The sequence below is a fragment of the Nonomuraea sp. NPDC050790 genome, assembly GCF_044456745.1.
Taxonomy (GTDB): Bacteria; Actinomycetota; Actinomycetes; order Streptosporangiales; family Streptosporangiaceae; genus Nonomuraea.
In genome coordinates, this window is the sequence record NZ_JBITGF010000002.1 from 685,521 (window position 1) to 707,236 (window position 21,716).

General features: G+C 70.5%; 26 protein-coding genes and 1 riboswitch. Of the genes, 13 read left to right on the top strand and 13 right to left on the bottom strand.

Translation table 11 applies throughout. The annotated features are described in order from the left end of the window. Nucleotides 1-2: 2 nt before the first annotated feature. Nucleotides 3-1,346, bottom strand: coding sequence for an ankyrin repeat domain-containing protein (locus ACIBEJ_RS11610; RefSeq protein ID WP_397182596.1), 1,344 nt, complete (start codon nt 1,344-1,346; stop codon nt 3-5). A 112-nt stretch (nt 1,347-1,458) separates the two neighbouring features. Between ACIBEJ_RS11610 and ACIBEJ_RS11615 the strand changes: the two genes are divergently transcribed. The 3 genes from ACIBEJ_RS11615 (at nt 1,459) to ACIBEJ_RS11625 (ending at nt 3,439) form a co-directional block, all read left to right on the top strand. Further along, a complete protein-coding gene (locus ACIBEJ_RS11615; RefSeq protein WP_397182597.1) occupies nt 1,459-2,112 on the top strand; it encodes a DUF1707 domain-containing protein in 654 nt (217 codons plus the stop codon). Nucleotides 2,113-2,209: 97 nt separating this feature from the next. Then, complete coding sequence (locus ACIBEJ_RS11620) at nt 2,210-2,710, top strand: SigE family RNA polymerase sigma factor (protein ID WP_397182598.1); 501 nt, start codon at nt 2,210-2,212, stop codon at nt 2,708-2,710. Nucleotides 2,711-2,713: 3 nt separating this feature from the next. Continuing rightward, on the top strand, nt 2,714-3,439 hold the full coding sequence (locus ACIBEJ_RS11625) for a hypothetical protein (protein WP_397182599.1): 726 nt from the start codon (nt 2,714-2,716) through the stop codon (nt 3,437-3,439). Nucleotides 3,440-3,603: 164 nt separating this feature from the next. Here ACIBEJ_RS11625 and ACIBEJ_RS11630 read toward each other — a convergent pair whose 3' ends face one another. The 6 genes from ACIBEJ_RS11630 to ACIBEJ_RS11655 all read right to left on the bottom strand — a co-directional run bounded on the left by ACIBEJ_RS11630 (nt 3,604) and on the right by ACIBEJ_RS11655 (nt 7,430). Continuing rightward, the gene (locus tag ACIBEJ_RS11630; protein ID WP_397182600.1) at nt 3,604-4,494 is read right to left on the bottom strand and encodes a sirohydrochlorin chelatase; all 891 of its coding nucleotides are present in this window, start codon (nt 4,492-4,494) and stop codon (nt 3,604-3,606) included. Next, complete coding sequence (locus tag ACIBEJ_RS11635; RefSeq protein ID WP_397182601.1) at nt 4,476-5,204, bottom strand: phosphoadenylyl-sulfate reductase; 729 nt, start codon at nt 5,202-5,204, stop codon at nt 4,476-4,478. The genes ACIBEJ_RS11630 and ACIBEJ_RS11635 overlap by 19 nt, the downstream gene beginning before the upstream one ends. Next, the gene (locus ACIBEJ_RS11640; protein WP_246510212.1) at nt 5,201-5,347 is read right to left on the bottom strand and encodes an Insertion element protein; all 147 of its coding nucleotides are present in this window, start codon (nt 5,345-5,347) and stop codon (nt 5,201-5,203) included. The genes ACIBEJ_RS11635 and ACIBEJ_RS11640 overlap by 4 nt, the downstream gene beginning before the upstream one ends. Then, complete coding sequence (locus ACIBEJ_RS11645; RefSeq protein WP_397182602.1) at nt 5,344-7,017, bottom strand: nitrite/sulfite reductase; 1,674 nt, start codon at nt 7,015-7,017, stop codon at nt 5,344-5,346. Before ACIBEJ_RS11645 ends, ACIBEJ_RS11640 begins: the two co-directional genes overlap by 4 nt. Before the next feature lie 116 nt (nt 7,018-7,133). Next, nucleotides 7,134-7,217, bottom strand: a complete 84-nt coding sequence (locus ACIBEJ_RS11650) for a putative leader peptide (RefSeq protein ID WP_311132608.1) — start codon at nt 7,215-7,217, stop codon at nt 7,134-7,136. A 78-nt stretch (nt 7,218-7,295) separates the two neighbouring features. After that, nucleotides 7,296-7,430 carry a hypothetical protein gene (locus tag ACIBEJ_RS11655; protein WP_397182603.1) on the bottom strand — a complete coding sequence of 45 codons (135 nt, stop codon included), beginning with the start codon at nt 7,428-7,430 and terminating at the stop codon, nt 7,296-7,298. 37 nt (nt 7,431-7,467) lie between these two features. Here ACIBEJ_RS11655 and ACIBEJ_RS11660 point away from each other — a divergent pair, with 37 nt between their 5' ends. From ACIBEJ_RS11660 to glyA, 4 genes are all read left to right on the top strand, one after another. Next, the gene (locus ACIBEJ_RS11660) at nt 7,468-8,265 is read left to right on the top strand and encodes a TIGR03084 family metal-binding protein (protein WP_397182604.1); all 798 of its coding nucleotides are present in this window, start codon (nt 7,468-7,470) and stop codon (nt 8,263-8,265) included. 28 nt (nt 8,266-8,293) lie between these two features. Continuing rightward, nucleotides 8,294-8,668, top strand: coding sequence for a YccF domain-containing protein (locus ACIBEJ_RS11665; RefSeq protein ID WP_397182605.1), 375 nt, complete (start codon nt 8,294-8,296; stop codon nt 8,666-8,668). Between the two features lie 57 nt (nt 8,669-8,725). Further along, nucleotides 8,726-9,679, top strand: a complete 954-nt coding sequence (locus ACIBEJ_RS11670; protein WP_397182606.1) for a YihY/virulence factor BrkB family protein — start codon at nt 8,726-8,728, stop codon at nt 9,677-9,679. Nucleotides 9,680-9,696: 17 nt separating this feature from the next. Further along, nucleotides 9,697-9,781: riboswitch (ZMP/ZTP riboswitch) on the top strand. A 26-nt stretch (nt 9,782-9,807) separates the two neighbouring features. Beyond that, entirely contained in the window at nt 9,808-11,061 is a 1,254-nt protein-coding gene (gene glyA / locus ACIBEJ_RS11675; RefSeq protein WP_397182607.1) for a serine hydroxymethyltransferase, read from the top strand. 127 nt (nt 11,062-11,188) lie between these two features. On the opposite strand, the gene ACIBEJ_RS11680 is transcribed toward glyA, so the two are convergent. The 3 genes from ACIBEJ_RS11680 to ACIBEJ_RS11690 all read right to left on the bottom strand — a co-directional run bounded on the left by ACIBEJ_RS11680 (nt 11,189) and on the right by ACIBEJ_RS11690 (nt 13,874). Beyond that, nucleotides 11,189-12,424 (bottom strand): CHRD domain-containing protein, encoded by a 1,236-nt coding sequence (locus tag ACIBEJ_RS11680; protein ID WP_397182608.1) that lies wholly within the window; start codon nt 12,422-12,424, stop codon nt 11,189-11,191. A gap of 134 nt (nt 12,425-12,558) precedes the next feature. Then, nucleotides 12,559-13,269, bottom strand: coding sequence for an anti-sigma factor family protein (locus ACIBEJ_RS11685; RefSeq protein WP_397182609.1), 711 nt, complete (start codon nt 13,267-13,269; stop codon nt 12,559-12,561). Next, nucleotides 13,266-13,874 carry a sigma-70 family RNA polymerase sigma factor gene (locus ACIBEJ_RS11690; protein ID WP_397183251.1) on the bottom strand — a complete coding sequence of 203 codons (609 nt, stop codon included), beginning with the start codon at nt 13,872-13,874 and terminating at the stop codon, nt 13,266-13,268. Before ACIBEJ_RS11690 ends, ACIBEJ_RS11685 begins: the two co-directional genes overlap by 4 nt. A gap of 253 nt (nt 13,875-14,127) precedes the next feature. Here ACIBEJ_RS11690 and rsgA point away from each other — a divergent pair, with 253 nt between their 5' ends. Together rsgA and ACIBEJ_RS11700 are read left to right on the top strand one after the other, a co-directional pair. Further along, entirely contained in the window at nt 14,128-15,225 is a 1,098-nt protein-coding gene (gene rsgA, locus ACIBEJ_RS11695; RefSeq protein ID WP_397182610.1) for a ribosome small subunit-dependent GTPase A, read from the top strand. Between the two features lie 54 nt (nt 15,226-15,279). Continuing rightward, complete coding sequence (locus ACIBEJ_RS11700) at nt 15,280-15,909, top strand: phosphoribosyltransferase (RefSeq protein WP_397182611.1); 630 nt, start codon at nt 15,280-15,282, stop codon at nt 15,907-15,909. Between the two features lie 6 nt (nt 15,910-15,915). Here the strand turns inward: ACIBEJ_RS11700 and ACIBEJ_RS11705 are convergent, their stop codons facing one another. Beyond that, entirely contained in the window at nt 15,916-16,251 is a 336-nt protein-coding gene (locus tag ACIBEJ_RS11705; protein WP_397182612.1) for an ATP-binding protein, read from the bottom strand. A gap of 310 nt (nt 16,252-16,561) precedes the next feature. Here ACIBEJ_RS11705 and ACIBEJ_RS11710 point away from each other — a divergent pair, with 310 nt between their 5' ends. From ACIBEJ_RS11710 to cydB, 4 genes are all read left to right on the top strand, one after another. Continuing rightward, nucleotides 16,562-17,440: a helix-turn-helix domain-containing protein gene (locus ACIBEJ_RS11710; protein WP_397182613.1), complete on the top strand. Its 879-nt coding sequence runs from the start codon at nt 16,562-16,564 to the stop codon at nt 17,438-17,440. 103 nt (nt 17,441-17,543) lie between these two features. Beyond that, nucleotides 17,544-17,777 carry a DUF397 domain-containing protein gene (locus ACIBEJ_RS11715; protein ID WP_379613729.1) on the top strand — a complete coding sequence of 78 codons (234 nt, stop codon included), beginning with the start codon at nt 17,544-17,546 and terminating at the stop codon, nt 17,775-17,777. Nucleotides 17,778-17,831: 54 nt separating this feature from the next. Further along, the gene (locus ACIBEJ_RS11720) at nt 17,832-19,211 is read left to right on the top strand and encodes a cytochrome ubiquinol oxidase subunit I (protein WP_397182614.1); all 1,380 of its coding nucleotides are present in this window, start codon (nt 17,832-17,834) and stop codon (nt 19,209-19,211) included. 9 nt (nt 19,212-19,220) lie between these two features. Continuing rightward, nucleotides 19,221-20,216 carry a cytochrome d ubiquinol oxidase subunit II gene (gene cydB / locus ACIBEJ_RS11725; RefSeq protein ID WP_397182615.1) on the top strand — a complete coding sequence of 332 codons (996 nt, stop codon included), beginning with the start codon at nt 19,221-19,223 and terminating at the stop codon, nt 20,214-20,216. A 109-nt stretch (nt 20,217-20,325) separates the two neighbouring features. Here cydB and ACIBEJ_RS11730 read toward each other — a convergent pair whose 3' ends face one another. Both ACIBEJ_RS11730 and ACIBEJ_RS11735 read right to left on the bottom strand, forming a co-directional pair. Further along, complete coding sequence (locus ACIBEJ_RS11730; protein ID WP_157245964.1) at nt 20,326-20,637, bottom strand: WhiB family transcriptional regulator; 312 nt, start codon at nt 20,635-20,637, stop codon at nt 20,326-20,328. Between the two features lie 101 nt (nt 20,638-20,738). After that, the gene (locus tag ACIBEJ_RS11735; RefSeq protein WP_397182616.1) at nt 20,739-21,608 is read right to left on the bottom strand and encodes a sucrase ferredoxin; all 870 of its coding nucleotides are present in this window, start codon (nt 21,606-21,608) and stop codon (nt 20,739-20,741) included. Between the last annotated feature and the right edge of the window lie 108 nt (nt 21,609-21,716).

Below are 21,716 nucleotides of genomic sequence, written 5' to 3' on the forward strand. Positions count from 1 at the left end.
GCTCAGAGCTTGGCCGCCGCCTCGGTGACCATCTCGCGCTCGTAGGAGTCGTCGCTCTCGGCCAGCACCCGCTTGACCCCCGCCTCGGCCCGCGGGTCGCCGCGCTCGGCCAGCCCGCGCGTGGCCTCGGCCACCGTGCTCAGGTCGGCGTCGTCCAGCCGCAGCGCGAGCGCGTCCCTGATCTCGGGGGTGTCGGCGTCGAGCGAGGCCAGCCCGGCGGTCGCCCAGTCGCGCACCTCCCTCTCGTCGTCGCGCGTCATCGAGATCAGCAGCGCCAGCCCCTCGGCGTGGCCGGGCGGCAGCACGTCGGCCAGCGCGATCGCGTCGGTCATCGTGCGCTTGTGGTCGGGGCGGCCGATCACGTCGAGCACCTGCGGCAGCGCCCGGTGGTCGCCCTGGTGGCCGAGCGCGGACAGCACCGAGCGCAGCACCTGCGGGTTTCCCTCGGTGGTGGCCATCTTCTGCAGCAGCGGCAGCGTGCGCTCCAGGTAGGGCTTCTCGCCGTCCTCGGTGACGCCGAACTGGGCGATGGCGTCCACGCCGAACTCCCGCTCGCGGGCGTCCTCGCTCACGCACAGCCGCGCCAGCGCCTCGTACGTCTCCTCGTCGGCCCGCTTGCCGAGCGAGTCGGCGACGACCCACCAGGTCTCCGCGTCCTCGTCCAGGTCGCGGTGGGCCACCGCCCTGGCGACGAGTTCGGGGATGGGCGTGTAGACGCCGGTGGCGTCCTCCAGGATCGTGGCGACGGCCGCGTGCCCGCGCTGGGCCTGCACCTGCTCGGTCTCCTCGCCGTCGGGGGAACGGCCGGCCACCGTCACCAGCTCCGTGCCGTCCTTGGCGTACTGCCTGGCCACGACGTACTCCCAGCCCTCCTGCCCGATCTGGTCGAGCAGCGCGGTCTCCAGGTGGACGCCGACCCAGTCGATCGCGATGTCGTGGGGGCTGTCGCCGTCGCCGTCGTACTTCTCCGCGTCGGCCCCGGCGTTCAGCAGCACGCGCACCACGCCGAGCGCGCCGCGCCTGGCGGCCAGGCTGAGCGGGGTGTCGCCGTCGTCGTTGGGCTCGTCGACCTGCGCGCCGGCCTCGATGAGCGCGGCGGCGGCGTCGGCGTTGCCGTTGGCCGCGGCCCACAGCAGGGCGTGCCAGCCGCCGCTCTCCTTGGCGTTGACGTCGGCCCCGGCGGCCAGCAGGGCCCCGATGACGGAGACCCGGTCCCAGGCCGCGGCCGCGCAGAGCGGCAGCCCTTCCTCGCCGGCCTCGTTGGCGTCGGCCCCGGCGGCGAGCAACGTGCCCGCCGTCTCCAGGTCGCCCTTCAACGCCGCCTGGTACAGCTCATCCTCACGCATGACAGCGACCCTAACGCCTTCCTGCCCCAACCCCGGCGATCAGCGGTTGTGCGTACGAGGAATCCTTCTTCCGGAGGACCGCGAAGGCGCCAAGACGCGATATGTTGCGACTATGACTGACTCTGGGGAACTGCGCGCTTCCGACGCCGAGCGCGAGGCCGTCGTCGAGCAACTGCGCGTCGCCTCAGTGGACGGCAGGCTCACCCTCGTGGAGCTGACCGACCGCACCGAGGCCGCCTACACGGCGACCACGCACGCCGAGCTGGCACTCCTGACCCAGGACCTGCCCGCCGCGGGCGCCGCCGCGCCCCTGGCGGCCCCCGAGCCCGCCCGCAAGAAGCGCTGGTTCATGGCGTTCATGGGCGACACCAAGCGGCGCGGCAAGTGGCGCGTCGACCAGGAGCTCGGCGCCGTGGCGGTCATGGGCGACGTGGTGATGGACCTGCGCGAGGCCGAGGTCCGCACCAACACCATCGACATCACCGCCGTCGCCATCATGGGTGACGTCAAGATCATCGTGCCCGACGGCGTGGACGTGGACCTCGACGGCTTCGCCTTCATGGGCGACAAGAAGGTCGACGTCCTGGAGGCCGCCCCCGGCATGAACGTGCCCGTGGTACGCGTGCACGGCTACGCGGTGATGGGCGACATCAAGGTGTACGGCGACGCCCGCGCCAAGCCCATCAAGCGCGGATGGTCGGCCTGGCGCGAGCACCTGGGCCTGACCCCCGGCCAGCTCTACGGCGACCACCGCCACCGCGACTGACCGGCTCCCGGGACGAATCCGCCGGACCCGTGCAACGTCCGGCGGTGGCCCGCGCGTACTGATCGGTGACATTCACCGCGCAGTGAGGACCACCGGAATGCGGGATCGCGCAGACTTCGAGCGCTACGTGGCCGAACGCTCGCCGCGCCTGCTGAGGACCGCCTACCTGCTGTGCCGCGACTGGGCCACCGCCGAGGACCTGGTCCAGTCGGCACTGGCCAAGGCGTGGACCGCCTGGCGCCGGGTCGGCGGCAACCCCGACCCGTACGTCTACCGCATTCTCACCAACACCCACGCCTCCTGGTGGCGGCGGCGCTGGCGCGGCGAGGTGCCGACCGGCGAGTTACCCGACGCGCCGCTGACCGCCGACCCCGAGACCCAGCTCGGCACGCGGGAGGCGCTCAGAACCGCCCTGACGGCCCTGCCCGCCCGCCAGCGCGCGGTGATCGTGCTGCGCTACTTCGAGGACCTGCCGGACGCGGCCATCGGGGAGATCCTCGGCTGCTCGGCCGCGACCGTCCGCAGCCAGGCCAGCCGCGCGCTGGCCAAGCTGCGGCTCGACCCCGCGGCCAGGTCCGCGGTCACCACGGGGAGCTGACCGATGACCCTCACCGAGCAGGATCTGCGCGAACTGCTGGACTCCGACAGCCTCGACGCTCGCCACAGGGGCGTGAGCGTCGCGGACGTCGACCGCAGGGTCCGTCGCATCAGAACGCGCCGCGTGCGGGCCGTCACGGCCCTGGCCGCGGTCGCGGCGGCCGTGGCCGTCCTCTCCTCCGGTACGGCCACGCCCGCCCACGACGTGTGGGAGGGCGTCATGGCCGGGCCGCTCCCCACCTCCGGCGACTGGGAGCTGAGGGAGCCGGTCGTCCTCAAGCAGTTCACCCGGGGCGGCGTGCGGCGGACGGCCACGTTCGAGAGCACCGCGCCGCACCCGATGGCCGTCGTCGTGACCTGCCGGTCCGACACCTACCTGCTGGTGTGGCTGAACGGCCTGCGGGTGGCGAACGAGCCCTGCGTGCGAGGGGCGGGCCCGCCCAGGTGGCTGCGGGCCGACCTGCGGTCCCGGGCCGGCAGGAACACGGTCAGCGTGCTCCTGGTGCCCCGGTCGGCGGTCCCGGGCGGCACGCTGACCGCGGCCGCGGCCGACGCGATGGCCAGCCGGTCCACCCCGTTCGAGGTGACCTGGACGCTGCAGGTCATGGAGCGGGACACCATCCCCGCCTGCGACAGGCCGGTGGTCATCACCGACCCCGGCAGCGGGCGCGAGGTGCTCTCCTGGACATGCCCGGAGCCCGTCCTCAAACCAGACAGTACGGGCACGTGAGGCAAACCCAACGGAACGGGCTCACAAGCCAAGCCCAACCCGGACGGCCTCATGGGCCAAACCGGACCGGACGGGCTCATGAGCCCGTCCGGACCGGACGGGCTCATGACGCGATCCGGACCGGGCAGGCTCATGCGGTGGGCGGGACAGTGGCTTGCCGGGCGTCAGGCGACCGGTGCCGCGGCCGCCGGGGTCAGCGCCTCGGCGTAGCGTTCCAGGACGAGCCCGGCCAGTTCCGGCGCCGGTCCCAAGACGTCGGCGACCACGTCGGCCCCCGACTCCCGCCGCACCTTGTCGGCGAAGAACCCCGGCGCCAGCAGGTACGGCGCCACCGCCACCCGCGGCGCCCCGGCCCTGCGCAGCGCGGCCACGGCCGCGGCCGGCGTGGGACCCGCGGCCGAGGCGTAGGCGGGGACCACCCGCCACCAGCCCGCCCGCCGGCCCTGGCCGCCGTCCGACCACAGGCGGGCCAGGTCGGCGATGACCGCGTTGGCCCTGGCGTCGCTGGAGCCCGCCGAGACCAGGACGACGGCGGTGTCCGGGTCGCCGGGCCGTACCCCCGCCTGCGACAGGCGGCGCTCCAGCGCCGCGAGCAGGAGCGGGTGCGGGCCGAGCGTCGTGCCGTAGTGGACGAGCAGGCGGGGGTCGCGGGCGCGCGCCTCGTTGAGCGCAGCGGGCAGGTCGACGCGGCTGTGGTAGGCCTCGGTCAGCAGCAGCGGCAGGACCGCCGCCTCGCGCAGGCCGTGCAGCGCCTGGCCGAGCGTGGGCGCGGCGTGGTCGAGGTAGGCGGTGCGGACCTGGAGGCCGGGGCGGGCCAGCCGTACCCGGTCGAGCAGGGCCTCCACGGTCGCGGCGGCGCGCGGGTCGCGCGAGCCGTGCGCGACCGCCACCAGCGGGACATGCTCCGCGGGATGAGGGGTGGCGAGTGGTGGGCGGGTCCCTGCGAGCCCGCCCACCCTCGTCACCGGGACCTCGCCCCTGCCAGAACGGGGCCCCTCGCCCGCCGGATGCCGCCCGGCGGGCGAAATTTCGGTGGTCAGAGGTGAATGCCGCATTCGGTCTTCCCCAGGCCCGACCACCGACCGCTGCGCGGGTCCTCGCCCTCGCCCACCTGGCGCGTGCACGGCGCGCAGCCGATGGACGGGTAGTTGTCGTAGTGCAGCGGGTTGATCAGGACCCCGTTGTCGGCCATGTAGTTGTCCACGTCCTCCTGGGTCCAGGAGGCGATCGGGTTGACCTTGACCATCTGCCGCCTGGCGTCCCACTCGACGACCTTGGTGCCCGCGCGCGTGGGCGACTCGTCGCGGCGGATGCCGGAGATCCACGCCAGGTACGGCTCCAGCGCCCGGTTGAGCGGCTCGACCTTGCGCAGGTAGCAGCACAGGTCGGGGTTGCGGCCGAACAGCCGCGGCCCGAGGTCGCGCTCCTGCTCCTGGACCGTCCGCGACGGCTGCACGTTGATCACGTTGACGTCGTAGACCTGCTGGACGGCGTCACGCGTCCCGATCGTCTCGGCGAAGTGGTAGCCGGTGTCGATGAACAGCACGTCGATGCCCGGCTTCACCCGGCTGACCAGGTCGATCAGCAGCGCGTCGCTCATCGAGGAGGTCAGCGTGAGCCGGTCGCCGAAGGTGGCCGCGGCCCAGCGGATGATCTCGCGGGCGGGCGCGCCCTCCAGGAAGATGGCGGCGGACTCGACGATGTTCTGCAGGTCGAGCGTGCCGCGTTGTGCTCTTAAACCGGTCTCGATCTCGACCAGCGTCATATCTTTACCCCGATTCCCAGGAATTTCAGCTTGAAGGCGCGGGCGCAGGCGCGGCAGTACCAGCCGCCGTCGCCCTCGTAGGGCTCCAGGTCCTCGTCACCGCAGTAGGGGCAGTGGAAAGGAACCGCCCGGGCGCCGCTCATTTGAGGTCCGCCTCGTCGGCGCGCTGCACCCAGTCGGCGAAGCTCTCGCCTTCCTTCTTCTGGTCCTCGTAGTGGGTGACCACCCTCTCGACGTAGTCGGGCAGGCCCTCGGAGGTGGTCTTGAGCCCGCGCACCTTACGGCCGAAGCCCGGGTTGACGCCGAGCGAGCCGCCCAGGTGGATCTGGAAGCCCTCGACCTGCCTGCCGTTGTCGTCAACGACGAGCTGGCCCTTCAGGCCGATGTCGGCGACCTGGATGCGGGCGCAGGAGTTGGGGCAGCCGTTGACGTTGATCGTCAGCGCCTCGCTGAAGTCGGGCAGGCGCCGCTCCAGCTCGTCGATCAGGTTCGAGGCGACCGCCTTGGTCTCGACGATGGCCAGCTTGCAGTACTCGATGCCGGTGCAGGCCATCGTCTGGCGGCGGAAGGTGGAGGGACGGACCTGCAGGTCGTTGGCCTCCAGCTCGGCCACGATGCTGTCGACCCGGTCGGGCGCGACGTCGAGGATGACCATCTTCTGCTCGACCGTGGTGCGCACCCGGGCAGAGCCGTGGCGCTCGGCGATGTCGGCGATCACGTGCAGCTTGTCGCCGTCGAGGCGGCCGACCTTGGGCGCGAAGCCGACGTAGAAGTTGCCGTCCTTCTGCGGGTGGACGCCGACGTGGTCGCGGCGGTTGCCGCGGGGCGCCTCGGGCGCGGGTCCGTCGGGCAGCGGCTCCTTGAGGTACTCGGTCTCCAGGACCTCGCGGAACTTCTCGGGTCCCCAGTCGTTGACGAGGAACTTGATGCGGGCCCGGTGCCGGAGGCGGCGGTAGCCGTAATCACGAAATATCCCGATAACGCCGCCGTAGACATCCGCGACCTGATCGGGCCGGACGAAGACGCCGATGCGCTTGCCGAACATCGGGTTCGTGGACAGGCCGCCGCCCGCCCACAGGTCGTAGCCCTTCTCGCCGGTCGGCAGCGTCACCGCCACGAACGCCACGTCGTTGATCTCGTGCACCGTGCAGTGGGCCGGGCAGCCGCTGATCGCCGACTTGAACTTGCGCGGCAGGTTCGAGTACGCCGGGTCGCCGATGTACTCGTCGTGGACCTCCCGGATCTCGCCCGTCGAGTCGAGCACCTCCTCGGCGTCGATCCCGGCCAGCGGACAGCCGAGGATCACCCTGGGCGTGTCACCGCACGCCTCGGTGGTCGACAGGCCGACCTCCTCCAGCCGCCGCCAGATGTCGGGCACCGACTCGATCTCCACCCAGTGCAGCTGCACGTTCTGGCGGTCGGTCAGGTCGGCGGTGCCCCTGCCGTAGTCGTTGGAGATGTCCGCGATGACCCGGAGCTGGCGCAGGTCGAGCTGCCCGCCGTCGATGCGGATGCGGAGCATGAAGTAGCGGTCGTCGAGCTCCTCGGGCTCCAGGATCGCGGTCTTGCCGCCGTCGATCCCGGGCTTGCGCTGGGTGTAGAGGCCGTACCACCGCATGCGTCCGCGCAGGTCGGCCGGGTCGATGGAGTCGAAGCCCTGCTTGGAGTAGATGTCGATGATGCGCTGGCGAACGTTGAGACCGTCGTCGTTCTTCTTGTTCTCTTCGTTCTTGTTGAGGGGCTCGCGGTATCCGAGGGCCCACTGGCCTTCTCCGCGCGGGCGCTTGTGGTGCCGGCTGGCAGGGGTGCTCATTGCGCGTCCTTAAGGATTGTGGGCGCGCGCGGGATGTCCCTCCTGCCTCACCGTTGAGTGCAGGGGTCCCAGAAGAGCTTGTGCGACGCGCGCCGCTGCGAAATACAGGCAGGGAGTTAGCGGGCGTCGCAACAGATGGCACTGCGGACACGCTGAAGATCGACGTGACGTCGACCGACGAGCATGGGGTCCGCTGGCATGCTCCAAACGATACCCCGGCGCGTGGTGATGTCCAAGAAGGGGTCCAGACTCTGGGACCAGAACAGGGGTACCCCTATTCAGCCCTGCCTCGGCCAGTCGAGCTCGGACTCCTTCGGCTCCTCCGCGTCCTGGTGCTGGCAGTCGCACCAGGAGCCGCCCCTGCACTCCTCGTGGCGGCGGTCCTTGCAGCTCTCGCAGATCACCTTCGACATTGTCGCACTGGAATGTTGTTCGGTTAGAGTGCGGGCCATGGACCTCGTGCGCGAGCTCGCCGCCGACCTGCGTGATGAGACCGCCTCGCTGGAGGCGCTGCTGGCCCCGCTCGACCCCGCCGCGTGGGAGCTGCCCACCCCCGCGCAGGGCTGGGCGGTCCGCGACCAGATCAGCCATCTCGCCTACTTCGACGACGCCGCGGTGAGTGCCGTCACCGACCCCGACGCCTTCCGCGCGAGCGCCGCGGCGCTCATGAAGGGCCCGGCGTCCGTAGACGACCTCGCCGTCCAGGCCCGCGCGCTCTCACCGGCGCAGGTCCACGCCTGGTTCGGTACGGCCCGCGCCGCCCTCCTGGCCGCCCTGTCCGGCCTGGACGCAAGGCGGCGCCTGCCCTGGTACGGACCCGACATGTCGGCCGCCTCCTTCGCCACCGCGCGCCTCATGGAGACCTGGGCCCACGGCCAGGACGTGGCCGACGCCCTCGGCGTGGTCCGCGAGCCCACCGACCGGCTGCGCCACGTGGCCTCGATCGGCGTGCGGGCGCTGCCGTACAGCTTCGTGATCAGGGGCCTGCCGGTCCCCGAGCGGCCCGTCAGGGTCGAGCTGACGCTGCCGGGCGGCGGCCCGTGGGCGGCCGGCCCGCAGGACGCGGCCGACACCGTGCGCGGCCCCGCCCTGGACTTCTGCCTGGCCGTCACCCAGCGCGCGCACCTGGCCGACACCGCGCTGGAGGTGCGCGGCGAGACCGCGGCGGCGTGGATGGCGATCGCGCAGGCGTTCGCGGGCCCTCCGGGCAAGGGCAGGGCTCCCTCGGGGAAGGCCCCGATGCCGTGAGCTGAGACGCACTGACATCCTTGGATGTATGCGGACACTGCTGAACGTCATCTGGCTGGTCTTCGCCGGGATCTGGCTGGCGCTCGGCTACGCCGTCGCCGGGGTCATCTGCTGCATCCTGATCATCACGATCCCCTTCGGCATCGCCTCGTTCCGGATCGCCGGATACGCGCTGTGGCCCTTCGGCCGCACCGTCGAGCGCTCGCCGGAGGCCGGGGTCATGTCCACGATCGGCAACGTCATCTGGTGCGTGGTGGCCGGGATCTGGCTGGCCATCGGGCACGTGCTCACCTCGATCCCGCTGTTCGTCTCGATCATCGGCATCCCGCTGGGCGTCGCGAACCTCAAGATGATCCCCATCTCGCTGCTACCGCTCGGCGCGCGCATCGTGGACGTCAGGTAGTAAACGCCCGGCGGAGCATAAGCTTGCGGGAAGTACTCCTGCGAGAGCGTTGGTGCCATGACGTCGACCGATGCGCCTACCCGGCGTACACAGCGCAAGCGGCGCAGGCAGGTCCTCCGCAAGGTCAGGACCCACCTGAGCTGGGTGCGCGACACCAGGTCGTGGGCACTCGTGCGCGCGACGACGAACGCGGGCGTCGACTACCGGGTGACCGGCCTGGCGGGGGAGGCGGCGTTCTTCGCGCTGCTGTCGCTGCCGCCGTTCGTGCTCGGGCTGATCGGCGTGCTGGCCAAGCTGGGCGTCTGGCTGGGCCGCGAGAACGTGGGCAAGGTCGAGCAGTGGGTCGTCGACCAGGCGGCGGTGCTGTTCACCACCGACGCGGTCGAGAAGGTCGTCAAGCCGCTCATCGCCGACATCCTGCGCGACGACGCCAGCAAGGTCTCGATCATCTCGCTCGGCTTCCTGCTGTCGCTGTGGTCGGGCTCACGGGCGCTGTACGTCTACGTGGACCTGATCTCCGTCGCCTACGGCCTGGGCGAGGAACGCGGCATCGTGCGCACGCGGCTCATGTCCTTCGGCCTGTACATCGTGGGCCTGGCCATCGGCCTGGTCGTCATGCCGGTCCTGGTCATCGGGCCCACGCTGCTCAAGGAGGCGCTGCCGGCGCAGTACACGCCGGTGATCGACCTGGCGTACTGGCCGGTCGTGATCGTCGGCTCCGTGCTCTTCCTGACCGTGCTCTACCACGTGAGCGTGCCCGTGCGCACGCGGTGGTACCGGGAGCTGCCCGGCGCGATCCTGGCGCTGTTCATCTGGATCGTCTGCGCGGCCGTGCTGCGCGCCGTGCTGGCCGCCTGGTTCTCCCCGGTCTCCATCTACGGCTCGCTGGCCGCGCCCGTCGCCGTGCTGCTCTGGCTCTACATCACCGCCCTGGCCGTGCTCATCGGGGCCATCCTGAACGCCGAGGTGGACCGCCTGTGGGGCGACACCCGCGCGGCCGTCGGCAAGTAGGCGACTTCCGCTATCGTCTAGGGCGTCGCGACTGGCGCATAGGGTGGGCCTGAACCACCGGGGAGCGGAATCGTGCGGAGGCCGAGCGCCTGGGTCTTCGCGAGGATGTCAAAGACGACAGGAGTGCCATGTCTTCTCTCGCGAGCGTCGACCCGCAGATCGCGGAGCTGATCCAGGCGGAGGAACGCCGCCAGGCCGACACCGTCAAGCTGATCGCGTCGGAGAACTACGTCTCCAAGGCGGTTCTCGAGGCCACGGGCACGGTCCTCACCAACAAGTACTCCGAGGGCTACGCGGGCAAGCGCTACTACGAGGGCCAGCAGGTCATCGACCAGATCGAGACCGTGGCCATCGAGCGGGCCAAGGCGCTGTTCGGCGTCAACCACGCCAACGTCCAGCCGTACTCGGGCTCGCCCGCCAACCTGGCGATCTACCTGGCCTTCCTGCAGCCAGGCGACACCGTCATGGGCATGGGTCTGCCCTTCGGCGGCCACCTGACCCACGGCTGGTCGGTCAGCGCCACCGGCAAGTGGTTCAACGCGGTCCGCTACGGCGTGCGCAAGGACACCGGCCGTGTCGACATGGACGAGGTGCGCGCCCTGGCCCTGGAGCACCGCCCCAAGCTGATCTTCTGCGGCGGCACCGCCATCCCGCGCACCATCGACTTCGAGGCGTTCGCCTCGGTCGCCAGGGAGGTCGGGGCCGTGCTGGCCGCCGACATCGCGCACATCGCCGGCCTGGTCGCCGGCGGCGCCCACCCCTCCCCGGTGGGCCACGCCGACGTCATCTCCACCACCACCCACAAGACCCTGCGCGGCCCGCGCGGCGCCATGCTCATGGCCACCGCCGACGAGCACGCCACCGCGCTCAACAAGGCCGTCTTCCCCGGCCTGCAGGGCGGCCCGCACAACCACACCACCGCCGCCATCGCCGTGGCCCTGCACGAGGCCGCGACCGACGACTTCAAGGCCTACGCCCACCAGGTGGTCGCCAACGCCAAGGCGCTGGCCGAGGAGCTGTCGGCCCGCGGGTTCGACCTGGTCTCCGGCGGCACCGACAACCACCTCATCCTGCTCGACCTGACGCCCAAGGGCATCGGCGGCAAGCCCGCCGCCCAGGCGCTCGACCGCGCCGGTCTCGAGACCAACTACAACGCGGTGCCGTTCGACACCCGCAAGCCCTTCGACCCGTCCGGCATCCGCATCGGCACGCCCTCGGTCACCAGCCGTGGCATGAAGGAAGCCGAGATGCGCCAGATCGGCGCCTGGATGGACGAGGTCGTCACCGCGCTGGCCAAGGGCGACGCGGAGGACGTCATCACCCGCGTCCACCACGAGGTCAGCGAGCTGACCGCGCAGTTCCCCGCGCCCGGCCTGTCCTAGAACGCGAAAGGCCGGCGCCCGCCGTCCCCTCTGGTGGGCGGCGGGCGCCGGCGTCTCCGGAGAGGGCATGGGCTCCGGAGGGGCCGGTCAGCGGGGACAGGGGGACAGGGCCCCGCTGACCGGAGGATCAGCCGAGATAGACGTAGTCGGCGCCGTAGGGGACCTTGACCTGGGCGCCCTCCCGGCAGGAGCCCTTCGGGGCCACGCCGCCCTCGGTGTTCAGGCGCAGGATCGTGGTGGCGAAGGCGAGCAGCCCCCGGCCCTTGCCCGACTGCCGGGCGTCCAGGACCAGCTCGGGGATGTTGCCCTCGCCGTTCGGGGTCTTGGTGACGAGCTTGCCGCGCACGGCGCTGCCGTCCGGGGCGATCCACTGCGGCGGGCCGTCGAAGGCGTCGGCGAAGTCGTGGTCGATGCCCCTGCGCAGCTTGGCCGTCACGCCGAACTGGACGTACGCGCCGCCCTTGCAGCGGTAGATCTGCGCGCCCTTCAGCACGTCCGCCGTCATCGCGCGCGGGTGGGCGAAGCCCGCGCCCGACAGTTGCCCGCGTACGGCCCCGCCGTCGAAGTCGGTCGTGTGCAGGTTGGAGTAGTAGCCGCCCGGGTCGGCGGCGATCCGCCCGACGACCTCGCGGGGCACCGGCGCCTGGCCCGCCACCCCGGTCAGGTTCGCCGGCAGCCCCTTGGCCGCGGCGAACAGGCCGGCCACCACCGCGCCGTTCCTGCCCTTGCCCGCCTTGTGCACGTGCCCGTCGGTGGGGGCGGCGAGGCCGTTCCAGGTGGCGGTGTAGGCGAGGGCGGCGCCGTTGGGTCGCAGCCACCAGGTGGCGGCGCCGTCCTGGTCGCCGCGCTTCTTGCCGTCGGCCGCCTGGACCTCCTGGGCGCCGTCGGCCTTGGAGGAGAGCGTGGCGAGGTTGCTGCCGTGCAGCACGCCGCCGAGGTCCACGGGCTTGGCCAGCCGGTGGAACCGGCCGCGTACCGCGCCCTTGGGGAAGGCGGCGGTGTGGAGGTTGGCGTAGAAGCCGCCGGGGTCGCCGGCGAGCTGCTTGAGCAGGGCGGGCTCCGCCGTGGCCGTGCCGCTCACGCCGAGCACGGACTTCGGCAGCGCCTGCTTGAAGAAGTCGACCTTGACGGCGCCGTCGGTGCCCTTGCCGCCCAGGTGGATGTGGGCGGCGGTGGGCGTGTCCACCCGGTTCCAGCGGATCGCGAAGCTCAGCCGGTCGCCGCTGATCCTCAGCACCACGGTGGAGCGTCCGTCGGCGTCGGCGCCGCGTAGCCCGGCGGCCAGATAAACGTCCTGAGCGGGGGCCTGAAAAGGGGAAAGCGAGGTGACCAGAAGTGCACTGGAAAGGGCAAGCGTCAGCATGGGAAAACCTCTTCACGGGTGATTCTCGCTCGGTACGCCAGGCAGTACGCACGCCGTCCGGAAAAGGTTCAGGGGAAGTTCGCAAGAATGAAAAAAGCCCTCCCACCTGCGGTGAGAGGGCCTGCGAGAGGCTTTCAGATGTCCACTGTCAGCAAAGTCTCGCCGGTCGCCGTGACCACCTCGAAACGGTCGATCCGCTCCGGATTCCACGGGCTGCCGCCGTGCATGTAAAGCGGCGGCTGGCCGTTCACGCCATATCCCGCCGGTGGTACGGCCCAGCCGGTCATCGCCTTTCGCTCGCCGGTCGTGGAGACCGCGATCAGCTCGCACTCCAGCGGGCCCCTGACGCCTTCGAGCTTCAGCGCCGCGTGCGTGCCCCAGCCCTTGGACTCGTAGACCACGCCGCCGGTGACGCCTTCGGCTCCGACGCCGCCCGCCGGGGTGCCCTCCTCGTAGAACTGCTCGGCGGGGCCCGTACCGTGGTGCGTGCCTCCGACGGCGATCGGCGAGGACGGGCCGCCGAGCCCCGATCCCACCGCGATGCCGCCCGCGACCAGCGTGACCGCGGCCGCCACCCCGATGATCACGGTGCCGCGGCGGGTCCGCCGGTCGGCCGCCTTGCGCCGCCTCAGCAGGTCGACGACCTCGCCCTCGCCCCGCCGATCCTCCTCGGGCTCGATCGGGCCCATGCCGGTCAGCACCCCGGCCATCCCCGACAGCTCGGCCAGTTCCGCCGTGCAGGCCCGGCAGGTGGTCAGATGCGCCTCGAACGCCCTCTTGTCGTCGGCCTCCAGCAGACCGAGGGCGTAGGCGCCCACATCGGTGTGCTCCACTCGCGCGCTCACGCCGTCACCCCTCTCTCCTCCAGCGCGACGCGTAGCGCGCGGACCGCGTAATAGACCCGGGACTTCACGGTGCCCACGGGGATTCCCAGCGCTTCGGCGGCGTCGTTGACCGACCTGTCGCGCAGGATCGTCTCGTTGAGAATCTCGCGGTGCGCGGGCGACAGGGACTTCAGCGCCTCTGACACGACCACCTGGTGCAGCAGACTCTCCATCTCGTCGGGGACGGGGACGCTCTCCAGCGGCCCGTCACCTGACTCCTGTGGACGAGCGTCCTTGCGCCGCCGGTCATCGATGACGATACGTCGGGCGACCGTGGCGAGCCAGGGCATCAGCGAAGACGCGTCGGAGTCGAGCTGCCCCGCGCTGCGCCAGGCCCTGATCATCGTCTCCTGCACCACGTCCTCCGCCCACTGCCGGTCGCCGCCGACCAGCCGGACTACGAACCCCAGTAACGGCCGGTGGTACTCCCGGTAGAGCGCGGCGACGGCCAGTTCGTCGTCGTCCTGCCCGGCCGGGCGCAGGCGCCGTACCAGATGGCGCAGCGGGGGTTTCGGCATGTCGGCGGCTCCGTCGGCCGAAGGCACGGGGTAGGTGCTCAGTCGCATCATGCCCCTTTCCATCGTGGCCGGCGAAATCCGGCGTCGGCAGGGGGTACGGGCCCGGCCGCCGCCAGGGTTCAACGGTTAAGGAAGTTGCCCCGTACGCGCGCACGTGCGTAAAGTGGCATTCGCGCCATCCGGGCGCCCTGAGCTGGGAGGTGACGACTATGCGGGTTGTTCTGCTCACCCTGCCGTCCATCCTCCGGGTGCTCATCTGACGAGTGACCCGGGATCCTCTTTCCCGAAGGTGTCACCTCCGTTGACTTACGATCTTTCCCTGCTCGGCTGGACCGCGTCGCAGTCCGCCGAACTGCCTGACAACACCGTGCCCGCCCGCGTGGCGCGCGTCGATCGCGGCGCCGCCGAAGTGATCGCGGACGACGGCCACCACCACGTCAAGTACGGGGCCCGCGTGCGCAGGTCCTCCGCCGAGGACCCGGTCGCGCTGCCGTGCGTGGGCGACTGGGCGGCGCTGCGCCGGCTCGACGAGGGCCGCTACGAGCTCGACGCGATCCTGCCCAGGCGCACCTCCTTCGTCAGGGGCGGCGTCAGCCGTACCTCGCGAGGAGGGCTGTCGGCGGACGGCCAGGGCCAGGTGCTCGCGGCGAACGTCGACGTCGTCTTCGTCGCCGAGCCGTCCATGCACGCCACCGACTTCGCCGACCTGGCCAGGATCGAGCGGCTCGTCGCGCTGGCGTGGGAGTCCGGCGCCACGCCCGTGGTCGTCATCACCAAGTCCGACCTGTTCGAGAACGGGCTGGACGACCTGCTGGCCGACGTCCGCACCGCCGCGCCCGGCGTGGACGTGCACGCCGTCTCCTCGCTGAGCGGCGAGGGCGTCCAGCTCCTGTCCGGCTACCTGGAGGGCTCCAGGACCGCCGTCGTGCTCGGGCCCTCGGGCGCGGGCAAGTCCACGCTCGTGAACGCGCTGGCGGGCGAGGGCGTCATGGAGACCCAGCTCGTCCGCGCGGGCGACGGCCGGGGCCGCCACACCACCGTGCACAGGGAGCTCATCCCGCTGCCCGGCGGCGGCCTGATCATCGACACGCCCGGCATCAGGCGGGTCGGTCTGTTCGGGATGACCGACGGCGTGGACATGGTCTTCGCCGACATCGACGAGCTGGCCCGCGCCTGCCGCTTCGCCGACTGCGGGCACGACGGCGAGCCGGGGTGCGCCGTCCTGGCCGCGGTGGAGAGCGGCGAGCTGCCGGAGCGGCGGCTGACGAGCTGGCGCAAGCTGCAGCGGGAGGCGGCCTGGATGGCCTCCAGGACGGACGCGCGGCTGCGCAAGGAACAGCAGAACAAGTGGAAGATCATCCACAAGGAGATGCGCCGCTCCGGCCGCAACCGCCCCTGACGCCGCTCGCCCCGGGACCGTCTCCCGGGGCGGACGGAAGGGTAGATACCCGGTGTGGGGTACCTGTTCGCGGATCGGGCCGAGGCGGGGGCGTTGCTCGCCGAGCGGCTGCTGTTCGCGCGCGATCCCGTCGTGCTCGCGCTGCCCCGCGGCGGGGTCGCCGTGGCCGAGCCGGTCGCGCGCCGCCTGGGCGGGGTCCTGGACGTGCTGGTCACCAGGAAGATCGGCTATCCGCCGGCCCCGGAGCTGGGTGTCGGGGCCATCGCCGAGGGCGGTGAGCCGGTCCTCGACCTCGACCTGCTGCGGCGGCTCGGGATGACGTCCGAGTCGGTGGCCGGGGTGGTCGAGCGGGAGCGGATGGAGCTGGCCAGGAGGGTGGCCGTCTACCGGGGCGAGCGCCCGCTGCCCGAGCTGGCCGGGCGGGAGGTGATCGTCGTGGACGACGGGCTGGCGACCGGCGGTACGGCGCGGGCCGCGCTGCTGGCCGTCGCGGCGGCGGCTCCGGCCAGGGTGACGCTGGCCGTACCGGTGGGGGCCCGGGAGACGGTCAGGGCGCTGCGCGGCGAGGCCGACGAGGTCGTGGTGCTGGCCGCGCCGCCGGACTTCCGCGCGGTCGGCCAGTGGTACGAGAGCTTCGACCAGCTCACCGACGCGGACGTGCTGCGGCTGCTGGGGGAGCGGTAGCCCGGCTCAGCGCAGCGACATGCAGGCCCAGACGAGCTTGTTGGGGCCGGGCGGCGTGAGCCAGCCCCACGCCCGGGTGAGGCCCTCGACCAGCGCCAGCCCCCTGCCGAACTCGGCGAAGACGCCGGGCGCGGCCGGCACCGGCGCGGCCCTGCTGTAGTCGCTCACCACGCAGGCCAGCTCCGCGGCGTGCGCCAGCAGGCGCAGGTGCAGCGCGCCGCCCCCGTGGCGCATGGCGTTGGTGACCAGTTCGGAGACCACGAGCTGGGCGTCGAAGCAGACCTCGGCGGCGCCGCCCCAGTCGGTGAGCGTACGCTCGACGAAACGTCGTGACGTGGCCACGCAGGCGGGCTCGAATGCGCTGAGCTCGTGAAACCGGAAAACCGCTTCCTGCCCCTCCGCTCGCCCATGCAGCAGGGCGGCGGCCAGCCATGGTGGCGGTACGGGACCAGTGGCGGCTCGCGGACGTGCGTCGAAAGTCGTCATCATGTCCCCGATCTGGTGATCCAGTGCCCATCTTTACCTTGTGTGCTTACAGATGCAAGACTTTTCGTGTTTTACGGATGCAACAAGCAAATGCACGTGCAGATGATCTGTCATGGTATGTCAACGCCATGGGAGACTGGGTGCTTTCGAGAATCGGGGGCCCCGGGTGAATGCACAGTGGAACCTTCTGTCCAACGGGCAGGGGAGTCCTACGGTCCTGCGCATCCTGCTCGGCACCCAGCTCCGCAACCTCCGCACCGCCCGCGGCATCTCCCGCGAGGACGCCGGATACGCCATCAGGGCCTCGCACGCGAAGATCTCGCGCCTGGAGCTCGGCCAGGTCAGCTTCAAGCAGCGCGACGTGGCCGACCTGCTCACCCTCTACGGCGTGAGCGACGAGGCCGAACGCGCCCCGCTGCTCGAACTGGCCAAGCAGGCCAACGCGCCCGGCTGGTGGCACAAGTACGCCGACCTGCTGCCCTCCTGGTTCGAGGTGTACATCGGCCTGGAGGGCTCCGCCTCGCTCATCCGCACCTACGAGAACCAGTTCGTCCCCGGCCTGCTGCAGGTTCCGGCATATGCACGTGCGGTCATCCGGCTCGCTCACGACGATGCGGAGAGTGACGAACTGGACAGGAGGGTGGCCCTGCGCACCACCCGGCAGCGCCGCCTGACCGCCGACCCGAAGCTGACGCTGTGGGCGGTCATCGACGAGGCGGTGCTGCGACGTACGCTCGGCGGCCCCGACGTCATGCGTGAGCAGGTGGAACACCTCCTGGACATCACCGCGGAGCCGAACGTGACACTTCAGGTCATGCCCTTCGACAGGGGCGGCCATGCCGCCGCGGGCGGGCCTTTCAGCATCCTGCGCTTCCCGGAACGCGAACTGCCCGACGTGGTGTACATGGAACAGCTCACCAGTGCGCTCTACCTCGACAAACCCAGGGAGGCGGAACACTATGTGGTGGTCATGGACCGGCTCAGCGTCCAGGCGGACTCCCCCGAGGAGACCAGACGCTTCCTCGAACGCCTGCTCCCGGTGTGATCCACTCCATACGGCATTTTTGGTCATCCCGTATATAACGATCAGCACGCTCCCGTAATCTGCGCATGCACGTGCATCTGTAAGCACGCTAGGAGTGTCCCCCATGCAAGAGTTCCGCAACGGAACGCCCGCGAGTGCTCTGCCCGTCCGATGGCGCAAGGGCCGCCGCAGCAACCCCAACGGCAACTGTGTGGAGGTGGCGGCCCTGCCGACCGGCGAGATCGCCATGCGCAACTCCCGCTTTCCCGACGACCCGGCTCTCATCTACACCCAGGCGGAGATCGAAGCCTTCGTTCTGGGCGCCAAGGATGGCGAGTTCGACGATCTGATCGCCTGAAGGTAGGCGTGTCGTAACAATACGCGTCCGATCGCCTCCATAGGGTGATCTTTCATGGACGCGCTGGATCTCGCACGGTGGCAGTTCGGCATCACCACGGTGTACCACTTCCTGTTTGTGCCGATCACCATAGGCATGTCGCTTCTGGTGGCGATCCTGCACACGGCGTGGGTCCGCACCGGCAAGGCCCACCATCTCCGGGCGACCAAGTTCTTCGGGAAGCTCTTCCTGATCAACTTCGCCATGGGCGTGGTGACCGGGATCGTGCAGGAGTTCCAGTTCGGCATGAACTGGAGCTCCTACTCCCGCTTCGTCGGTGACGTCTTCGGGGCGCCGCTGGCCATGGAGGCGCTGCTGGCGTTCTTCCTGGAGTCCACGTTCCTGGGCCTGTGGATCTTCGGCTGGGACCGGCTGCCGAAGAAGGTCCACCTGGCCTGCATCTGGGTGGTGGCCGTGGGCAGCGCGCTGTCGGCCTACTTCATCCTGGCGGCCAACTCCTTCATGCAGTGGCCGGTCGGCTTCAGCCTCGGCAACGGCCGGGCGGAACTGGCCGACTTCGGTGCGGTGCTGACCAACAAGGTCGTGCTGGCCGCGTTCCCGCACACGATCTTCGGCGCCTGGCTGTCGGGCGGGGTCATCCTGCTGGCGGTCTCCGCCTGGCACCTGGCCAGGGGACGCGACGCCGACGTCTTCCGCCCCACGCTCAAACTGGGCCTCTGGACCACGCTCGTGGCCTTCGTCCTGGTCTTCTTCTCCGGCGACACGCTCGGCAAGGTCATGACCGAGACGCAGCCGATGAAGATGGCCGCGGCCGAGGCGCTCTACGAGACCGCCCAGCCCGCCCCGTTCTCCCTGTTCACCGTCGGCACGCTGGACGGCAGCCGGCCGATCTTCCAACTGGAGATCCCGGGCGCGCTGTCGTATCTCGCCACGGGCTCCTTCGACGGCAAGGTGCAGGGCATCAACGACCTCCAGGCCGAGTACGAGCAGCGCTTCGGCCCGGGCGACTACCGCCCCTTCATCCCCATCACCTACTGGGGCTTCCGCCTCATGATCGGCTGCGGCGCCCTGGCCGCGCTGATCGCGCTCGTGCTCCTGTGGCTGACCAGGAAGGGCCGCCTGCCGGACCGGCCGTGGATCTGGCGGGTCGCCGTCTGGTCGGTGGTCCTGCCGGTCGCCGCGCACAGCTTCGGATGGATCTTCACCGAGATGGGCCGCCAGCCCTGGATCGTGTTCAGCCAGATGAAGACGGAGGCGGGCGTCTCACCCGCCGTCGGCGGCGGCGCCGTCCTCACCTCGCTGATCGTCTTCACCCTCCTGTACGGCGCGCTGGCCGTCGTCGAACTCGGCCTGATGATCAAGTACGGCCGGCAGCGCCCGCCCGACGTCGAGGCGAAGCCCGAGGACGGCTCCACCCTGACCTTCGCCTACTAGGAGTGCACGATGACGCTCAACGACGTCTGGTTCGTGGCCATCGCCGTCCTGTGGGTCGGCTACTTCGTCCTGGAGGGCTTCGACTTCGGCGTGGGGATGCTCCTGCCGGTGCTGTCGAAGGACCAGACGGAACGCCGCGTGATGATCAACACGATCGGACCGGTCTGGGACGGCAACGAGGTGTGGCTGATCACCGCGGGAGGCGCGACCTTCGCCGCCTTCCCCGAGTGGTACGCGACCCTGTTCAGCGGCTTCTACCTGCCGCTGTTGCTCATCCTGCTGGCGCTGATCGTGCGCGGGGTGGCCTTCGAGTACCGGGCCAAGCGCGACTCGGCGCGCTGGAAGCGGGGCTGGGACCGCTGCATCGTCGCCGGCTCGCTCCTGCCGGCGGTGCTGTGGGGCGTGGCCTTCGCCAACATCGTGCGCGGAGTGCGGCTGGACGCCGATCACGAGTACGCGGGGACGTTCTGGGACCTGCTCAACCCGTACGCGCTGCTGGGCGGGCTGGTGACGCTCACGCTGTTCCTCGCCCACGGGGCGATCTTCCTGTCGCTGAAGACGACGGGGGAGATCAGGGGCAGGGCCAGGTCGCTGGCGCTGCGCACGGGCGTGGTCGCCGCGGCGCTCGCGGTGCTGTTCCTGGGCTGGACGCAGTTCCACGGCGGGACGGCGGTGACCGCCGTGCTGGCGCTCGTGGCCGCGCTGGCGTGGCTGGGGGCGCTCGGCGCGATGGCCAGGGCGCGGGAGGGATGGTCGTTCACCCTGTCGGCCGTGGCCATCGGGGTCGCGGTGACCACCCTGTTCGCGGTGCTCTACCCGGACGTGATGCCGTCGATCCCCGATCCGGCCAACAGCCTGACGGTGCAGAACGCCGCGGCCACGCCGAAGACGCTCGGCATCATGACGTGGGTCGCGGTGATCTTCCTGCCGCTGGTGCTGCTCTACCAGAGCTGGACGTACTGGGTGTTCCGCCGGAGGATCGGCGTTCGTGACATTCCTGCCTGATCAGGCAGTTGTCCCGACCGGGTTCGCGGGAGCGCGCGGGTGGCGCGCTCCGCTCATCGTGACAACTGCGTGATCACGCGGGGGAAATCTGTGGTGCCGGTGGTGAAGTTCAGGCCGCGGAGATGCCGGCGCTGGCGGCGCGGCGCATACGACGGCGACGCTCGCTGGCGCGCTCGTCCTCGTTGAGACCGCCCCACGTGCCGTACTTCTCCGGACGGGACAGCGCGTAGTCAAGGCACTCGTTGCGGACGGGGCAGCCGCCGCAGATCGCCTTGGCCTTCCGCTCGCGTACGTCACGCTCGGGCTGCCGCTCCCCATCGGGGCCGAAGAAGAGCACGAGGTCCTCACCCCGGCACGCGGCATCATCCTGCCATCCCCAGCTGGGGCGCGGGCGGGCGAGCTGCCGACGTACCTGAGACATGAGAAAACCACCTTCGTGAGAGGTATTTCAGTAATTGAGCCGCATTGGACGCTTTCGGCGTCACTGTTCCAACGCAAGGGTTGGCCGTGATGTTCCCGTGATCAGGTAAGGGCGGGCGTGGCGTACCGCACAGGCGTGAGCCTGTCCAGCGAGACCAGCCGGTAGGTGGTGATTTTCTCGGCGCAAGCCGTACCACACGGTGCTTGGAACACCGATGGCTCAACCACAACCTGGATCCGGACGTCCCCGATGCGCACGATGGCTTCGGTGACGTCGCCGTCCGACCTGGCGGATTCCACGGCCACTCCGCCGAGTCCGCACTCTCCCGTATGGGTTCGGGCGAAGTGCTCCACGGCTTGCAGTGGCTCAGGGATGCCTGCGCGTCCCCGGAAACGGTCGAGAATCACCTCGCCGGACCGGTACGCGTTCGCTGCTGCGAGCGCAGCAGCCTGAGACATGCTGCCGTAGAAAATTCCGTGTGGCAAGCACACGAGGTTGGCGGCGTAGCGATCGCCACCAACGTGTGATGTTTCCCACACCCTGTCCGGCAGGAATTCCGCCAGTCCACGGGCGAGGGGTAGTCCAATGCGGGCGCAACACGCATTGCGCTTGGCGTGCGTGCAGACCAGAAATACCGGCTCGTCTTCAAGTATGCAGGACTCCGGGACCACTCCGGCCACCAGAGCGTCCAGGTCAAGATCGTCGGGACCTGCGATGACACCCCCGGCCAGCCAGGGGTTGTCGCCGATCGCATACCCGGCTAGCACACGGATCCCCTGCTCCTGCGGGCGGGTCCGGCGTCCGGGGCGGCGGATCAGCTGCGGCCGGACGCCCCGCGCCACGGCCCGCCTGATCAGCTCGGAGATTTTCGGCGGCAGCGTGCCGTCGTCGACGTGGGAGGGCCACGGGCCGGAGTATTCGATCAGCAGCCAGAGCCGCGCCCCCACCGTCGCGCTGGCGAAGGTGGGCACGCCGCCGGTGTGGCACCCGTCCGGATGATCACAGCCCCTGGCCACGTTCCGCCCTTCCCCCGACAGCGATTTAGGTAAGACTAACCTAACGCTTAGGTAGGGGTACGC

What these genes read in the sequence shown, in the direction of transcription:
- glyA (WP_397182607.1), top strand. Translation starts at nt 9,808, where the DNA reads ATGTCTTCTCTCGCGAGCGTCGACCCGCAGATCGCGGAGCTGATCCAG.
- ACIBEJ_RS11635 (WP_397182601.1), bottom strand. Translation starts at nt 5,204, where the DNA reads ATGACGCTGGTCGAGATCGAGACCGGTTTAAGAGCACAACGCGGCACG.
- ACIBEJ_RS11645 (WP_397182602.1), bottom strand. Translation starts at nt 7,017, where the DNA reads ATGAGCACCCCTGCCAGCCGGCACCACAAGCGCCCGCGCGGAGAAGGC.
- ACIBEJ_RS11670 (WP_397182606.1), top strand. Translation starts at nt 8,726, where the DNA reads ATGACGTCGACCGATGCGCCTACCCGGCGTACACAGCGCAAGCGGCGC.
- cydB (WP_397182615.1), top strand. Translation starts at nt 19,221, where the DNA reads ATGACGCTCAACGACGTCTGGTTCGTGGCCATCGCCGTCCTGTGGGTC.
- ACIBEJ_RS11660 (WP_397182604.1), top strand. Translation starts at nt 7,468, where the DNA reads ATGGACCTCGTGCGCGAGCTCGCCGCCGACCTGCGTGATGAGACCGCC.
- ACIBEJ_RS11665 (WP_397182605.1), top strand. Translation starts at nt 8,294, where the DNA reads ATGCGGACACTGCTGAACGTCATCTGGCTGGTCTTCGCCGGGATCTGG.
- ACIBEJ_RS11690 (WP_397183251.1), bottom strand. Translation starts at nt 13,874, where the DNA reads ATGCGACTGAGCACCTACCCCGTGCCTTCGGCCGACGGAGCCGCCGAC.
- ACIBEJ_RS11680 (WP_397182608.1), bottom strand. Translation starts at nt 12,424, where the DNA reads ATGCTGACGCTTGCCCTTTCCAGTGCACTTCTGGTCACCTCGCTTTCC.
- ACIBEJ_RS11610 (WP_397182596.1), bottom strand. Translation starts at nt 1,346, where the DNA reads ATGCGTGAGGATGAGCTGTACCAGGCGGCGTTGAAGGGCGACCTGGAG.
- ACIBEJ_RS11630 (WP_397182600.1), bottom strand. Translation starts at nt 4,494, where the DNA reads ATGCGGCATTCACCTCTGACCACCGAAATTTCGCCCGCCGGGCGGCAT.
- ACIBEJ_RS11720 (WP_397182614.1), top strand. Translation starts at nt 17,832, where the DNA reads ATGGACGCGCTGGATCTCGCACGGTGGCAGTTCGGCATCACCACGGTG.
- ACIBEJ_RS11715 (WP_379613729.1), top strand. Translation starts at nt 17,544, where the DNA reads ATGCAAGAGTTCCGCAACGGAACGCCCGCGAGTGCTCTGCCCGTCCGA.
- ACIBEJ_RS11730 (WP_157245964.1), bottom strand. Translation starts at nt 20,637, where the DNA reads ATGTCTCAGGTACGTCGGCAGCTCGCCCGCCCGCGCCCCAGCTGGGGA.
- ACIBEJ_RS11620 (WP_397182598.1), top strand. Translation starts at nt 2,210, where the DNA reads ATGCGGGATCGCGCAGACTTCGAGCGCTACGTGGCCGAACGCTCGCCG.
- ACIBEJ_RS11615 (WP_397182597.1), top strand. Translation starts at nt 1,459, where the DNA reads ATGACTGACTCTGGGGAACTGCGCGCTTCCGACGCCGAGCGCGAGGCC.
- ACIBEJ_RS11640 (WP_246510212.1), bottom strand. Translation starts at nt 5,347, where the DNA reads ATGAGCGGCGCCCGGGCGGTTCCTTTCCACTGCCCCTACTGCGGTGAC.
- ACIBEJ_RS11650 (WP_311132608.1), bottom strand. Translation starts at nt 7,217, where the DNA reads ATGCCAGCGGACCCCATGCTCGTCGGTCGACGTCACGTCGATCTTCAG.
- ACIBEJ_RS11625 (WP_397182599.1), top strand. Translation starts at nt 2,714, where the DNA reads ATGACCCTCACCGAGCAGGATCTGCGCGAACTGCTGGACTCCGACAGC.
- ACIBEJ_RS11655 (WP_397182603.1), bottom strand. Translation starts at nt 7,430, where the DNA reads ATGTCGAAGGTGATCTGCGAGAGCTGCAAGGACCGCCGCCACGAGGAG.